Origin of the sequence: Tunturiibacter gelidiferens (assembly GCF_014201335.1) — a bacterium.
GTDB lineage: Bacteria > Acidobacteriota > Terriglobia > Terriglobales > Acidobacteriaceae > Edaphobacter > Edaphobacter lichenicola_E.
The window spans coordinates 46347-60503 of the sequence record NZ_JACHEB010000006.1 but is presented as its reverse complement, the minus strand read 5'-3'; the positions used below and the strand labels follow the sequence as shown (position 1 = coordinate 60503).

11 protein-coding genes are annotated in these 14157 nt (G+C 57.9%); 7 read left to right on the top strand and 4 right to left on the bottom strand.

Annotated features, from left to right (window positions below; all coding sequences use genetic code 11):
* Nucleotides 1-366 precede the first annotated feature (366 nt).
* Nucleotides 367-2061, bottom strand: coding sequence for a DNA repair protein RecN (gene recN / locus HDF14_RS13585; RefSeq protein ID WP_183978032.1), 1695 nt, complete (start codon nt 2059-2061; stop codon nt 367-369).
* A 167-nt stretch (nt 2062-2228) separates the two neighbouring features.
* On the opposite strand from recN, the gene HDF14_RS13580 reads away from it, so the two are divergent.
* From HDF14_RS13580 to HDF14_RS13555, 6 genes are all read left to right on the top strand, one after another.
* A complete protein-coding gene (locus HDF14_RS13580; protein WP_183977597.1) occupies nt 2229-3017 on the top strand; it encodes a MotA/TolQ/ExbB proton channel family protein in 789 nt (262 codons plus the stop codon).
* 2 nt (nt 3018-3019) lie between these two features.
* The gene (locus HDF14_RS13575; RefSeq protein ID WP_183977595.1) at nt 3020-3433 is read left to right on the top strand and encodes an ExbD/TolR family protein; all 414 of its coding nucleotides are present in this window, start codon (nt 3020-3022) and stop codon (nt 3431-3433) included.
* Entirely contained in the window at nt 3372-4241 is an 870-nt protein-coding gene (locus HDF14_RS13570) for a TonB family protein (protein WP_183977593.1), read from the top strand. Before HDF14_RS13575 ends, HDF14_RS13570 begins: the two co-directional genes overlap by 62 nt.
* 96 nt (nt 4242-4337) lie before the next feature.
* Complete coding sequence (locus HDF14_RS13565; protein WP_183977590.1) at nt 4338-5708, top strand: PD40 domain-containing protein; 1371 nt, start codon at nt 4338-4340, stop codon at nt 5706-5708.
* Between the two features lie 83 nt (nt 5709-5791).
* Nucleotides 5792-6550, top strand: a complete 759-nt coding sequence (locus HDF14_RS13560; RefSeq protein WP_183978030.1) for an OmpA family protein — start codon at nt 5792-5794, stop codon at nt 6548-6550.
* Nucleotides 6551-6694: 144 nt separating this feature from the next.
* Complete coding sequence (locus HDF14_RS13555) at nt 6695-7678, top strand: tetratricopeptide repeat protein (protein ID WP_183977588.1); 984 nt, start codon at nt 6695-6697, stop codon at nt 7676-7678.
* Nucleotides 7679-7681: 3 nt separating this feature from the next.
* Here the strand turns inward: HDF14_RS13555 and HDF14_RS13550 are convergent, their stop codons facing one another.
* Nucleotides 7682-8746: a dihydrodipicolinate synthase family protein gene (locus HDF14_RS13550; protein WP_183977586.1), complete on the bottom strand. Its 1065-nt coding sequence runs from the start codon at nt 8744-8746 to the stop codon at nt 7682-7684.
* Between the two features lie 122 nt (nt 8747-8868).
* Between HDF14_RS13550 and HDF14_RS13545 the strand changes: the two genes are divergently transcribed.
* Complete coding sequence (locus tag HDF14_RS13545; protein WP_183977584.1) at nt 8869-9354, top strand: hypothetical protein; 486 nt, start codon at nt 8869-8871, stop codon at nt 9352-9354.
* A 26-nt stretch (nt 9355-9380) separates the two neighbouring features.
* Here the strand turns inward: HDF14_RS13545 and carB are convergent, their stop codons facing one another.
* Nucleotides 9381-12695 carry a carbamoyl-phosphate synthase large subunit gene (gene carB, locus HDF14_RS13540; RefSeq protein WP_183977582.1) on the bottom strand — a complete coding sequence of 1105 codons (3315 nt, stop codon included), beginning with the start codon at nt 12693-12695 and terminating at the stop codon, nt 9381-9383.
* A 73-nt stretch (nt 12696-12768) separates the two neighbouring features.
* Nucleotides 12769-13908, bottom strand: a complete 1140-nt coding sequence (gene carA / locus HDF14_RS13535; protein ID WP_183977575.1) for a glutamine-hydrolyzing carbamoyl-phosphate synthase small subunit — start codon at nt 13906-13908, stop codon at nt 12769-12771.
* Nucleotides 13909-14157 lie beyond the last annotated feature (249 nt).

Sequence of the window (14157 nt, the reverse complement as noted above, 5' to 3'; positions counted from 1 at the left end):
ACCCGTATCGGAACAGAATTGAACCATCCTAGGTGCAACATTCCAGGCTCAGAAAGCCACAAATCTCAAACAAATAGTGGAGTCTTTTTGTAACTTTCTGCATCCCAGAAACGCCCCCGCCCCCGGGCGGACTAAAGCTTTTGAGCGGCGCACGCTGGGTGGCCACAGTCACATTGAAGCTTAGTCTCACCCTTCGCGGCTTCGCAGTAGGCAGAACAATACTTCTGACCGTCGGCTACATTACAGAGACAGTCCTTCATTGCGCACTTGTTGATGTTCGGCATGTCTCATACTCTCCCAAAGTTAAGCTTCCTGTTTTAGCCTGTTCGGATGCCGATCTGCGTCTTCGGGATGTGCGCAAAGACACTATCGGCTGCTCTGCAGCAGATGCTCCGCGTGCTTAAGGCTCGTCTCCGTCAACTTCGCTCCACTCAACATTCGCGCAATCTCCTGCGTCCTCTCTGAATCCTCCATCCTGCGCACCTCGGTCTGTGTACGCCCCTTTCTCTCAGTCTTTTCGATCAGGAAGTGCTGATCTCCAAACGCCGCAATCTGAGGTAGATGCGTGATGCACAACACCTGCTGGCCCTTGGATAAGGTCTTCAGCTTGCGCCCGACCGCCTCGGCCGCCCGTCCGCCTATACCGATATCGATCTCGTCAAAGACGAGCGTCCGCGGAAGCACCGGCTTCTTCTTGCGCCCCGCTCCCCCAGATCCCGCTTCCTCTACGGTCACCTTCAGAGCCAGCATCACGCGCGACATTTCGCCGCCCGAAGCGATCTCATGCAGCGGCTTCATCGGCTCTCCGGCATTGGTCGCAATCAAACACTCCACATGATCCCACCCATGTGCCGTCCAGCTCTCCGAAGCCTTCTCAGCCGTCACACGAACGTGAAACCGCGTGCTCATCGCAAGGTCATTGATCTGCGCCTCAGCCAGTTTTTCCAATCGCTTCGCCGCCTCTGTACGGGCTGCGGTAAGCTTCGCCGCCACAGTTTTGTAGGCATGCGCATCCCGCTCCTGCTGTGCCTTCAGTTCAACCAGCAGGGCATCACGATTCTCAACCTCAGCCAACTGTCGCGCTGCCTCCGCCCCAAAGTCGATGACCTCCTTCAAGGTCTGCCCATACTTCCGCTTCAGCCGATCTAGCGCCGCCAACCGGTCTTCAATCTCTTCCAATCGTCCCGGCGCAGCGTGAACATTATCAGCAAAATCACGCACATCAGCATCGACATCTTCAACAATCGCCTTTGCCGCGGCTAATTGTTGCGCAGGCTCCTGAAACCGCGCGTCGTACCGCGCCAACTCCTCTACATGCTTCAACGCCGCGCCCAACGAACTCTCTGCAGAGCTCTCCGACTCATACAACAGCTCATGCGCGCTCATCGCAGCTGTGTACAGCTTCTCAGCGTTCCCCAACACCCGTTTCTCAGCCTCAAGCTGAGCATCTTCATCCTCTGCACTCAACCCGGCGTCGTCGATCTCCTTACTCTGAAATCGCCAAAGATCCGCCATCCTGAGACGATCCTGTTCGGCCGACTGCAATTCGTTTAACTTGTCAGTGGTTGCTCGCCAGGCAGCAAAAGCCTCCGCCACACCGTCGACATTCACTCCGCCAAAGCGATCCAGCAGGGTCCGCTGCTGTGTCTGGTCGAACGAGCCCATCGTCTCCCCTTGCGAGTGAACCAGCGCAAGCTGAGGCGCGAGCTGCCGCAAGACCCCCACCGTTGCCGGCTGATTGTTCACAAATACCCGCCCTTTGCCGTTGGCTAATATCTCGCGCCGCAACAGCAGATGATCCGACTCAGAATCGATCCCATTCGCTTCAAGAATCGAAGCCGCCCCCTGCGTCAACTCAAAGACGCAACCAACCACCGCCTTCTCTTCTCCATGACGAACGAAGTCCGTCGACGCCTTTCCACCCAGAAGCAGCGCCAGAGCGTCGATCAAAATCGACTTTCCTGCGCCGGTCTCACCAGTCAGCAAATTGAGGCCGGTCCCGAACGTAGCGACCGCACGGTCGATCACAGCATAGTTTTCCGCGCGCAACTCCAGCAGCATAAGTTCCCCAGGCAACCACGTATCGCGAGAATAGCAAACCTCTCCGCGAACCATCACTTACGCGCCCAAATAGGCCACAGCGCCGCACCACAGCGGATGCCCCGGCCCGATTCCCTGCCTCATTTTCCCCAACCACGATTTACACTAACCTCTGGTGGACAACAACTATGGTTTGTACCCTCGCTCTTGCAATGTACTTCCTCCAGGAAGACCCCTCTGCCGCGCCCCCCGTGGCCGCCAACAGCAGCGCTCTCGTGGAGATGATTCACAACAGCGGCCCCGTCGCCTTCGCTGTTCTGGTCATCCTGCTTCTCGCCAGCATCGTGTCCTGGGCCATCATGTTCTCAAAATGGTCAAGCTTCAGCAGGGCTCATACGCAGAGCCAGCGCTTCCTCCGCGCCTTTCGTAAATCGACTCGCCTCAGCGAGATCGCGGCCGTAGCCGACCAGTTCAAACCCAGTCCGCTGGTCGCCGTCTTCACTGAGATTCACGACGAATACCAGCGGCAGAACGGCGGACGCGGCCTTCCCCGCAACCCCGTCGCACTCGAACGCGCCGCTCAAACCGCCTCCAGCGAAGCCCTCACCTCCATGGAGAGCCGCATGACCTGGCTCGCCACCATCGCCGCTATCGCTCCGTTCATCGGCCTCTTCGGCACCGTCATGGGTATCATCGATGCCTTCCACGGCCTCGGCACTGCAGGCGCTGCGACCCTCCGTGCCGTCGCCCCTGGCATCTCAGAGGCCCTCATCACCACCGCGGCTGGCCTCGTCGTCGCGATCCCGGCCGTAGTCGGCTACAACCAACTCACCGCACGCTTGCGCGAATTCGCCGCCCGCATGGACGACTTCGGCCGCGAACTTCTCAACGCCATCGAAAACGCCGCCATGGTGAGTCCGCCTAACCCGTCGCAACAGCAGCAACAACCGGAAGAAGTGCGCAGGAGGACCTTTTAAAGATGGCCTTCTCTACAAAGGGGCACACCCAGACCGCGCTTGCCGAGATCAACATCACTCCGCTGGTCGACGTCGTTCTCGTGCTCCTGCTGATCTTCATGCTTACCGCACCCGTCTTGCAGTCCGGCGTCGAAGTCGCGATCCCCAAAACGCGCTCCGTAAATCAACTAACCGAAGAGCGCATGGTCGTCACCATCGACCGCGAACAGAACGTCTTCCTGCAGGACAAGCCCGTCAACGTCAACGAACTCCCCACGCTTCTGAGATCCACCGGCAAAGCCGATCCCTCCAAGCGAATCATCTACCTGCGAGCCGATGAGCGCGTACCCTTCGGAGCCTTCGCCTCCGTCATGGATGCCGTCAAGCAAGCCGGCATCACCAACATCAGCATCGTCACCCAACCGATCCAAAAGTGAGGAGGGTGACATAGCCACGACTCTCACATTCGACCGCCACAGCGACAACGACGACAAGCTTGGCGCGAACTTCGTCGGCTCGATCGTGTTTCACGGTCTCATCGCCGCCGCCATCCTCGGCTGGGCCTTTCTCTTCCACACCAGTGGCCACAACTGGGGCGAGAACGCCTCCAACGCCGGAGCCATCCAGGCCACCATGGTCTCCTCGCTGCCACTTCCGCCCACACAGCGCACACTTGATACAGGCGTCCTCACATCCGAGGCTCCAAGTCCCGCACCCGTCATCACGAAAGAAAGAACCGAACCTCCGCCGGCACCCAACGAAGTCGCGATTCCGGAAAAAATCACCAAACCGATCAAGACAGCCGATAAGCCCACACCCGCGCCGCCCAAACACATCCAGCCGGTCACTCCGCCACCAACAAAGGCAGTCACCGGTGAAACAGCAGGCGTTCGCATCGCGCAATCAACCCTGGAGCTGAAAAACGGCACCGCCAGCGTCTCGGTAGAAGACCGCACCTTCGGCCAGCGCTTCGCCTACTACGTCAACATCGTCAACAGCAAAGTCGCCCAGAACTGGTACACCGCAGAGGCCGATCCGCGCACCTCCATCGGCAAGAGCACCACCATCATCTTCGACATCAACCGCGAAGGCGTCCCCTCGAACGCGCGCATCGAAACCCCCAGCGGCTCTCCTACGCTCGATCTCTCCGCAATGCGCGCCGTCCAGCGTGTCGACGGCTTTGGTCCGCTACCGCAAGGCGATCACATCACCGTCGAATACACGTTCCACCTGCATCCGCAATGAAAATATCCTGGTTTTGGCCGAGTATTTCTTTGATTCCCCTTCACATCCGCGACAAGACACCCCAGACAGCCGACTTTGCGTCTAACATGGAACAGAATGCATAGACTGAAACGAACGACCCTCCTTTGGCGCGCTTACATTGGATGTCTTGAAACTCTTCTCCTCCTACTTGCCGGCGCCTCAGCTCTGCATGCGCAAGAAGGCTTCAAGACCGAGACGTCCAGCGGTGTTTCTAACATTCGCATCGCCGTCGCCGACTTCAAGCCCGCATCCGCTGATCCCCAAACTGCGGCCTTCAAACACACCTTCGATACGACCTTGTTCGCAGACCTCAGCAACGCTGGCATCTTCGACATAGTCTCCAAAAGTCTCCTGCCGCAAGCCATTCCAGGAGCGCCCGCCGAAATTAAAATCCAACAGTGGGCCGACGCGCCAACCTCCGCCGCGATGGTCGCCTTCGGGAACTTCGGCGTTCAGGGCAGCAAGATCATCTGCAACGGCTTCCTCTTCGACGCCAAAAACCTCCAATATCCGCAGGTACTCGCCAAGCAGTACAACGAAGACGCCAGCGACGATTCTGCGCGCCAGGTCGCGCACCGCTTTGCCGACGAGATCATCTTCCGCCTCAGCGGAGGCAGTCAGGGCATCGCTGAATCGAAGATCTACTACGTCAAGCTCACAGGTGCGAACAAAGAGATCTGGCAGATGGATTACGACGGCGCCAACCAGCACCCTCTCACTCATCTCGGTACCGTCTCGATCTCCCCGCGCATCTCGCCGGACAACTCACGCCTCGCTTTTTCATCGCTTGGCCACGACGGTTTTCAGATCCGGATGTTCTCTCTCGTTCTGAATCGCATGGTCAACTTTGCCTCTGCGGGCGGAACCAACCTCTCTCCCGCATGGTCGCCCAACGGTAAGGACATCGCTTACTCCTCTTCGCGCAGCGGAGATCCCGAGATCTGGATCTCTGACGCCAGCGGAAACTCCCCTCGCCGCATCACCAACTTTCGCGGCCCAGATGTCTCTCCCGTCTTCAATCCACGCACCGGCTCGCAGCTCGCCTGGATCAGTGGCCGCACCAATCTCCCTCAGCTCTATGTCATGGACATCGACGGCTCCAACGTCCAGCGTATGACCGATGGAGGCTACGCAACTTCACCCTCATGGTCTTCCAACGGACAGTTCCTTACCTTCGCCTGGGATCGTAAATACGGCCCCGGAGCTCCCGGCGGACAAGACATCTACGTCATGGAGATCGCCACGAAACGCTGGATCCAGCTCACTCACGATGGCGGCCGCTGCGACTTCCCCTCATGGTCCCCCGACGGCCGTCACATCGTCTATGCGAACTCACCCGACGGCAAAGCCACCCACATGAAGATCATGACCATGCTGGCCGACGGCACACAAAAACACGAACTCACCGGCGTTGGCGCAGACATGCCCAACTGGAGTTGGAAGTAAAGTTTATCGTCTCTGCGGAAACACTTCGCAGGCAACTAGATCTTTGAACCATTAACGTTGGCAGGAGATATCAAATGAACGCAATGCACGCAGGGATTCGCAAGACCTTGGTAATCGCAGCAACTCTTATTTCCATTGGCGCCGTGACTGGCTGCCATAAGAAAGCCAGCGGCATTGACCCAAATGCTCTCGGTCCTGCACCCGCTCTGCCTGCCGCTGCACCCACTGCCACAATTACCGCTGACCCGCTTGCCATCGATCTCGGCCAGTCCGTCATCCTCAACTGGCGCACACAAAACGCGACCTCTGTCACCATCGACGGCATCGGCGACGTGAATACCAACGGCACCCAGACCGTTGCCCCATCTACCTCCACTAACTTCCATCTCACGGCCAAAGGCGACGGCGGCACTACCGAAGCCAGTGTTCGCGTAACCGTGCGTGTCCCGGTCGCCCCAACTGCACCGCCACCCGCAGATAACGACATGGGAACTGATGCCGCTTTCCACGAGAACGTTCAGGACGTCTTCTTCGACTACGACAGCTACGATCTGCGCCCCGACGCAACCGCCGCCGCATCCAAAGCAGCCGCCTATCTCACCGCTCATCCCGCCATTCGAGTCGTCATCGGCGGTTACTGCGACGATCGTGGTTCGGCCGAGTACAACTTGGCCCTCGGTGAAAACCGCGCCAATGCCGCTCGCACCGCACTGGTCTCAGCCGGCGTTCAAGCCAGCCGTCTGCGCGTCATCAGCTATGGCAAAGAAAAACAGTTCTGCACCGAGGACAACGAAAGCTGCTGGCAACAAAACCGCCGCGCCCAGTTCTCCCTCGACCGCTAACCCAACCGAAACACAACCCGAGATCACCCTTCCCCTGTCCTGATTCAAGGACAGGGGTTTCTGCTAACCTGACCCCAACTCTTTAGTCCTCGCGCAATCCAGCGCGGGGGGTTCGACGGAAGACAGAAAGCCGAGCGCTCTACCATGATCAAACCCGAGCAAACTCTTCACCGCAAATTCGTCATATCGAGACTCCGTCTCGCGTCTGCCGCTCTCTTCGTAGCTGTCACCTTCTCCTCGGCGCCACCCGTCTTCGCCGTCAGCAAAGACATGGTGCAGCTGCAGACCCAGATCCAGGCCCTGCAGGATGCCGTAGCCCGTCTTCAACAATCGAACGACGAGCGCATGGGCGCCATGAAGGACCTCATCCAACAGAGCGCCGACTCCATCAACAAGATGGGAGCAAACGTCGACGCAATGCGCAAGCAACTCCAGACCCAGCAGGAAGCGCAAGGCGGAAAGGTCGACCAGGTCTCCGGTCAGATCCAGTCTCTCAACGACTCGGTCGACGAGATCAAGGCCCGCATTGCGACCCTCCAGAAACTGATGCAGGACGTTCAGAGTCAACAGCAGTCCATGAGTGCTGGCATGCCGCAGCCGACTAGCTCCGCCACACTCCCCCCCACTTCTCCGACCACAGCACCACCTCCGACAACCGCAGCTCCCGTCGTGAGAAAGGGCAAACCCTCAGCCGGCGTTCCACAGGCAGCCGAAGCCCCTGGCCCCGCAGTCCCCCCCGCCGACGAGCTTTACAAGACCGCACTTGGCGACTACATGGCCGCCAAATACCCTCTCGCATCGTCTGAGTTTGGCGATGTCGTCAAGTACTATCCCGACAATCCGCTCTCTGGAAACTCTTTCTATTACCAGGCCGAGATCGAGTTCAAGGATGGCCGATACCCCGCAGCCATCAAGGCCTACGACGCAGTCCTCGAGCAGTACCCAGACAGCAACAAGGTCCCCGTCTCCCATCTCCACAAGGGCATGGCGCTCTTCAGCTTAAAAGAAAACGAAGCCGGCACCCGCGAACTCCGCACCCTCATCCAGCGCTTTCCCAACTCCCCGGAAGCCATGCAGGCCCGCAGCAAACTCAGCGGCATGGGAATCCCCGTCACCCCAAAACACTAAGCCTCAATTCCGCATCCCCTGCATCAAAGCCTCAATCTCACCTCGTTCGTCCCCACTAAGCGGCAACAACGGCAGGCGCGGCATCCCTCCGTAGTACCCATTCAAATCACCCCCAAATTTGATTCCCGCGACCCCCATCTGTCGCTCAATCCTTGCCGCCACATCCCGCAGCCGCACTTGCTTCTCCCGCGCCAACCCCTCATCTCCATCCTTCCACGCCGCCAGCACCTCATAACAGGCCTGGGGAGCAGCCGCGGCAAACGCAGGCATCGCCCCCACTCCGCCGCCTCGCAACGATTCCAGCATGCCATCCGTCGTGCCGGCCAATATTTGAAATCCCACCACCTTCATTCGTGTCTTCGCTATCGTCTTCGATGGCGTGGCCACAGCAGCTCCACCATCCGTCAACGCAGTCGCCAAAATCAAATCCTTTGCCTCTGCGTCTTCACTGCGGTTCACCATCCTTCCAGTGACGGCAGCGAATACGGAGGTCACAGTTGCATCATGCTTAAAATTCGCGGTTTCTCTTTTGATCCTCTCCATCCGTTCGCGGTCCCCTGCACCCTCAACCATCCCGATAATCTTTGAATGCCCCGCAAGCTCAATCACAACCTCCGCTGACAGCACCGCGCCATCTTCTGCAGCCGAGCTATATAACAGCACCGGCAGCGCCGACCGATCAGCCACCGCCTGAAAGTAAGCAAGCAGCTCCTTCCTTTGCTCCCCTCGACCGTTATCTCGAAGTATCGACGGCCGCTTCACCAGCATCACGTCGTACCCAAACTCAGCGGCCGACTCCGCCAGTTCCAGCGTCCCCACCACGCTATCGCGTGACACGCCGGCAATCAGCACCTTCTCCGCTGCAGCCGCCACAGCGCAACTCCGCAATACATGCCGCGTCTCTTCCTCCGACAGCAGCGTTGGCTCTCCCGTCACACCCAACGCGACCAGTCCAGCCACCGGCGTCTTCGAGTAACGAGCCACATTATGTTCCAGCTTGTGTAGATTGAGGCGCCCGTCCGGATAAAACGGTGTAGTCAGCGGTAGTTGAAGCCCATCGAGAAGCATCCCTCTATTCTAAAAGCGAATCGCTCAACCAGCGCTTGAGTCACCAATCACATCACCCGAAAGACGTAACAATAGGCCGTCTCACCACAACATCCATTGAAGTAATCTAGCTTTTGGTATCCATGACGAACGGACGAGACATCTCGCAGGGCAAATCTCTCGGTGACCTTGGCCGCGAAGCCTTTTGGTTTCTCACCCACACCCTCATCGCCATTGTGTTGCTCGTGGGCGTTATCGTAGCCGTCTCTCTCAATCACCCAGATCCCGATTCAACGACGCCCAAGGTACTCACGACATTTCTGGCCGCCGTCATCCCGATGCTAGGCGGCGCTATCATAGCCCGCGTACAGCGAAACGACATCGCCCCCTATACCTGGATCTCAGGCTTGGTCATATTTTCCATCGTCTGCGTCTGGGTGCTAGATCTGCCCACCGGCAAGGGCCTCTGCGAAAACTGCGGAGCGGTCGACAAACTCTGGCGCACCTTCTTCACCTTTCGTCACGGCAGCGGCCTCATGGGCGGGGACGGCCTCCTAATCGGCACCTGGCTCCCTCTTTCCACGATCGGCTACGCCATCGGCGCAAGGCTAGCCCACGACCCCTACTAGCTCCCTACTAGTTTCGCGCCCCGCTCCTACTCCACCGTCGCAGCCGCCCTGACCTCACCCGCAATCCTGTTCGCATGAAGCGTCTGTAGCGCAACGACACTCAAAGTACCTTCCTGCAGTGCGGAGATCCCATCAGCCGCCGCCCGCGCAGCAGCCAGCGTTGTAATCGTAGGAATCCTCGCCATCACGGCAGCCCGCCGAATTGCCTTCTCGTCAAAGAAAGTATCCTGCCCATGCGGCGTGTTCACGATCAGCTGAATCCGGTCTCCCTTGATCAGATCGACCACGTTCGGGCGGCCTTCCTTCACCTTGTAGACGCGCTCCGGCTGCAGGCCCGCCTGCTCGAGCACAATCGCCGTCCCATGCGTCGCCACCAGGTGGAATCCCATCTCCACAAACTCGCGCGCCAGCGAAACCGCGCCTTCCTTGTCATGATCGTTTACGCTCAGGAACACCGTTCCCTGCAGCGGAAGCACCTGCCCGGCGGCAATCTGTGCCTTCGCAAACGCCTCGCCAAAGTTGTCAGCGACCCCCATCACCTCACCGGTAGACTTCATCTCAGGCCCAAGAACAGTGTCGACTCCCGGAAACTTACCCCACGGAAACACCGGCGACTTCACAAAGTAGTGAGAGCCTGTCTCCAGCTCTTTCCCACTCGCGACCTGCTCCGGCAGCAACTCCTTCAGTTTCCGCCCCACCATGATCCGCGAAGCAACCTTCGCCAGCGGGATGCCTGTCGCCTTCGAAACATAAGGCACGGTGCGCGAAGCCCGAGGATTCACCTCTATGACGTAGACGGTTCCCCGCTGAATTGCAAATTGAATATTCACCAGTCCCCGCACACTCAACGCCATCGCCAGTTTGCGTGTGTACTCACGAATCGTGCGCAACACATCATCACTCAAATCAACCGCCGGTAGCACGCAGGACGAGTCCCCAGAGTGAATTCCGGCCTCTTCGATGTGCTGCATGATCCCGGCGATCACCACATCATCTCCATCGCAAAGCGCATCTACATCGCACTCGACCGCGTCTTCCAGAAAGTGGTCGATCAGCACTGGCCGCTCCTGCGAGTACTCAATCGCAGTCGACATGTACCGCACAATCGCTTCGTTATCATAAGCAATGACCATCGCGCGGCCGCCGAGCACGTAGGAAGGCCGCACCAGGACCGGATATCCAACCCGATTCGCGCCAGCCACCGCCTCGTCGACGCTCGTCGCCATCGCGCCTTCAGGCTGCGGAATCTTCAACTCCTCAATTAACTTCCCAAAGCGCTTGCGATCCTCTGCGAGATCGATCGACTCCGGAGACGTCCCAATAATCGGCACGCCCGCCTTCTTCAACGGCAGCGACAAGTTCAGCGGAGTCTGTCCGCCAAACTGCACAATCATTCCGATCTCAGCGCCTGAAGAAGCCTCATGCTCATACACCCCAAGCACGTCCTCCAGCGTCAGCGGCTCAAAGTACAATCGATCGCTCGTGTCATAGTCGGTCGACACCGTCTCCGGATTGCAGTTCACCATGATCGTCTCGTATCCATCTTCGCGCAGCGCAAATGCCGCATGGCAGCAGCAGTAGTCGAACTCAATTCCCTGCCCGATCCGGTTCGGCCCGCTACCCAAAATCAGAATCTTCTTCTTGTTGGTCGGCGGCATTTCGTCTTCTTCGTCATAGCAGCTATAAAGATAAGGCGTCTGGCTCTCGAACTCCGCCGCGCACGTATCCACCATCTTGTACACGGGCATCACATTCAGCTTCTTCCGCAACGCCCGCACGGCCGCTGTACCCTCCGCGCCGGTCAACCCCCAACTCGCCGCCAGCCGTTCATCCGAGATCCCCATCCGCTTCGCCGCACGCAACTGCGCCGCTGTCACCTCAGCCATCGGCACGCCGCCGACAGCCTTGATCTCGTCCGTAATCTGCTTGATCTGGTACAAGAACCACGGATCCATGGAAGTCATGTGCGCAACCTCACGCACCGTCATCCCTCGCTCAAACGCGTACCGAACATAATTCAGCCGTTCCGGATGTGGAGTCACCAGCCGCTGCGTCAATCGGCGCGGCTCAATGTCATCGGCCGTAGCTTTCTTGCCCGTCTCCAGCGACCGCACCGCCTTCATCATCGCTTCCTTGAAGGTCCTGCCGATCGCCATCACCTCGCCGACCGACTTCATCTGCGGTCCCAGAACCTCATCCGCACCAGGAAATTTCTCAAACTGCCACTTCGGAATCTTCACGACAACATAATCAATCGTCGGCTCAAAGCAAGCTGGCGTGGCCTTCGTGATGTCGTTCTGAATCTCATCCAGCGTGTAGCCCACCGCCAGCCGAGCCGCGATCTTCGCAATCGGAAATCCCGTAGCTTTACTCGCCAGCGCCGACGACCGCGACACCCTTGGATTCATTTCGATCACGGTCATGCGCCCGTTCAGCGGATTCACCGCAAACTGCACATTGCTCCCGCCCGTCTCCACACCAATCTCGCGAATCACACGAATCGCCGCATCCCGCATCACCTGGTACTCGCGATCGGTCAACGTCTGCGCAGGCGCCACCGTAATCGAGTCGCCCGTATGCACACCCATCGGGTCAAAGTTCTCAATCGAGCAGATGATGATGACGTTATCCTTTAGATCTCGCACCACCTCCAGCTCATACTCCTTCCAACCGAGCACACTCTCTTCCAGCAAACACTCATGCACCGGAGAAAGATCGAGCCCTCGCGAAAGAATCTCCATCAACTCCTCGCGGTTGTAAGCAATTCCGCCGCCCGAACCACCCAGCGTAAACGAGGGCCGAATCACAACAGGAAATCCAATCTTCGCCGCAAACTCCAACCCATCGCGAAGATTATTGATCAGCGCAGACCGCGGCATATCCAACCCGATCTTCGTCATCGCGTCTTTGAAGAGCAGCCGATCCTCCGCCTTCTTGATCGCCTCCAGCTTTGCCCCAATCAATTCGATCCCCAGCTTATCCAGCACACCCGAATCCGCCAGATCCACAGCAAGATTCAGCGCAGTCTGTCCACCCACCGTGGGTAGCAGCGCGAACTTACCGTTCACGCCCAACCCATCCGGATTGAGCATCTCCTTCTCAATGCGAAGAATCTCTTCGAGATATGCGGTAGTCAATGGCTCAATGTACGTCCTATCCGCAACCTCAGGATCGGTCATGATCGACGCCGGGTTCGAGTTCACCAGCACCACCTCATACCCTTCGGCCTTCAGCGCCTTACAAGCCTGCGTTCCGGAGTAGTCGAACTCCGCAGACTGCCCAATCACAATCGGCCCCGAGCCGATCACCAAAATCTTCGCAATGTCATTCCTACGCGGCATGGCTTCTCTTCTTCCTCTAACTCAATCTCTTTGTGCCGAAAAAATGCGCGACCAAAGCCGCGCTATTTAATCTCTATTTTTTGAACTCTTCCATCATCTTCCGAAAATCCTTGAAGAGATAATGCGAGTCATGCGGGCCGGGACTCGCCTCCGGGTGATATTGCACACTGAACATCGGGTCGGTCTTGTGCTTCAAACCTGCCAGCGTCTGATCATTCAAGTTCGTATGCGTCTTCTCAACGTCATCCGGAAGCGAATCAGGATCCACATTGAAGTTATGATTCTGCGCGGTGATCTCAACCTTACCCGTCTGATGATTCATGATCGGGTGATTTCCGCCGTGGTGACCGAACTTCAACTTATAAGTCTTCCCGCCCAGCGCCAGTCCGAACAGCTGATGCCCCAGGCAAATCCCGAACATCGGCGTCTTTCCCTGCAACTCGCGAATATTCTCCTGCGCATACTCCAACGGCTCCGGATCCCCCGGTCCATTTGAAAAGAACACTCCATCCGGCTCCATCGCCATCACATCCGCAGCCGAGGTCTTCGCCGGAACCACCGTCACGCGGCAGTTCTCTCTCGTCAGCATCCGAAGAATATTTTCCTTGATCCCGAAGTCATACGCGACCACGTGCATCTGCTTCGCATCGCCCTCAACCGCAGGCGTCAGCAGCGTATCGCCCGTCTGATTCTTCGGCTCATTCGCGTCCCACTCATAAGCAACCTTCGTGCTCACAATACTCGCAAGGTCGGTGCCTTCCATCTTCTTGATCGACCGCGCCTTCGCCACCAGCGCATCCACGTCAAGATTCTCGCCCGACGCGATCACCCCGCGCATCACACCATTGGCGCGAAGATGCCGCACCACAGCTCGCGTATCAATCTCAGCAATCACCGGAACCCCATAGCGCTCCAGATACTCATCCGCCACCTGCGTCGAACGCCAGTTCGAGCTCATCGGCGAAAACTCACGCGTCACCAGGCCTTCAATAAACGGCTTCTTCGACTCCGCATCGCTAGGCGTCGTCCCATAGTTCCCAATATGTGGATTTGTCAAAACCACGATCTGACCCGCATAAGAGGGATCGGTGAAGATCTCCTGATAGCCGGTTAGTGATGTATTGAAGACCACCTCGCCCGAGCGTTCCACTCGCGCGCCAAAACTCTTACCCCGAAAAATGCGCCCATCTTCTAGCGCCAGTATTGCCTGCATTGCCTCTCCTGTCTGGAGTGGATTTAATAGATTCTATCAGTATTTACAGTGCAAAGCGCTCATCGCAGGGCAAATCACTTCGCACGCAAAAAAGCCCGGCACAATGGCCGAGCTCTTTCACATTCTATGCAAACTCTAGCTGTGGTGATGATGATGGTGATGACGGTGATGATGATAGGTGGAAGCGTTAGCAGGTACTACAGCACCGGCAAGAACGACAAAAGCAACGACAGCAAGAAACAACGAACG

What these genes read in the sequence shown, in the direction of transcription:
- recN (WP_183978032.1), bottom strand. Translation starts at nt 2,061, where the DNA reads ATGCTGCTGGAGTTGCGCGCGGAAAACTATGCTGTGATCGACCGTGCG.
- HDF14_RS13580 (WP_183977597.1), top strand. Translation starts at nt 2,229, where the DNA reads ATGGTTTGTACCCTCGCTCTTGCAATGTACTTCCTCCAGGAAGACCCC.
- HDF14_RS13575 (WP_183977595.1), top strand. Translation starts at nt 3,020, where the DNA reads ATGGCCTTCTCTACAAAGGGGCACACCCAGACCGCGCTTGCCGAGATC.
- HDF14_RS13570 (WP_183977593.1), top strand. Translation starts at nt 3,372, where the DNA reads ATGCCGTCAAGCAAGCCGGCATCACCAACATCAGCATCGTCACCCAAC.
- HDF14_RS13565 (WP_183977590.1), top strand. Translation starts at nt 4,338, where the DNA reads ATGCATAGACTGAAACGAACGACCCTCCTTTGGCGCGCTTACATTGGA.
- HDF14_RS13560 (WP_183978030.1), top strand. Translation starts at nt 5,792, where the DNA reads ATGCACGCAGGGATTCGCAAGACCTTGGTAATCGCAGCAACTCTTATT.
- HDF14_RS13555 (WP_183977588.1), top strand. Translation starts at nt 6,695, where the DNA reads ATGATCAAACCCGAGCAAACTCTTCACCGCAAATTCGTCATATCGAGA.
- HDF14_RS13550 (WP_183977586.1), bottom strand. Translation starts at nt 8,746, where the DNA reads ATGCTTCTCGATGGGCTTCAACTACCGCTGACTACACCGTTTTATCCG.
- HDF14_RS13545 (WP_183977584.1), top strand. Translation starts at nt 8,869, where the DNA reads ATGACGAACGGACGAGACATCTCGCAGGGCAAATCTCTCGGTGACCTT.
- carB (WP_183977582.1), bottom strand. Translation starts at nt 12,695, where the DNA reads ATGCCGCGTAGGAATGACATTGCGAAGATTTTGGTGATCGGCTCGGGG.
- carA (WP_183977575.1), bottom strand. Translation starts at nt 13,908, where the DNA reads ATGCAGGCAATACTGGCGCTAGAAGATGGGCGCATTTTTCGGGGTAAG.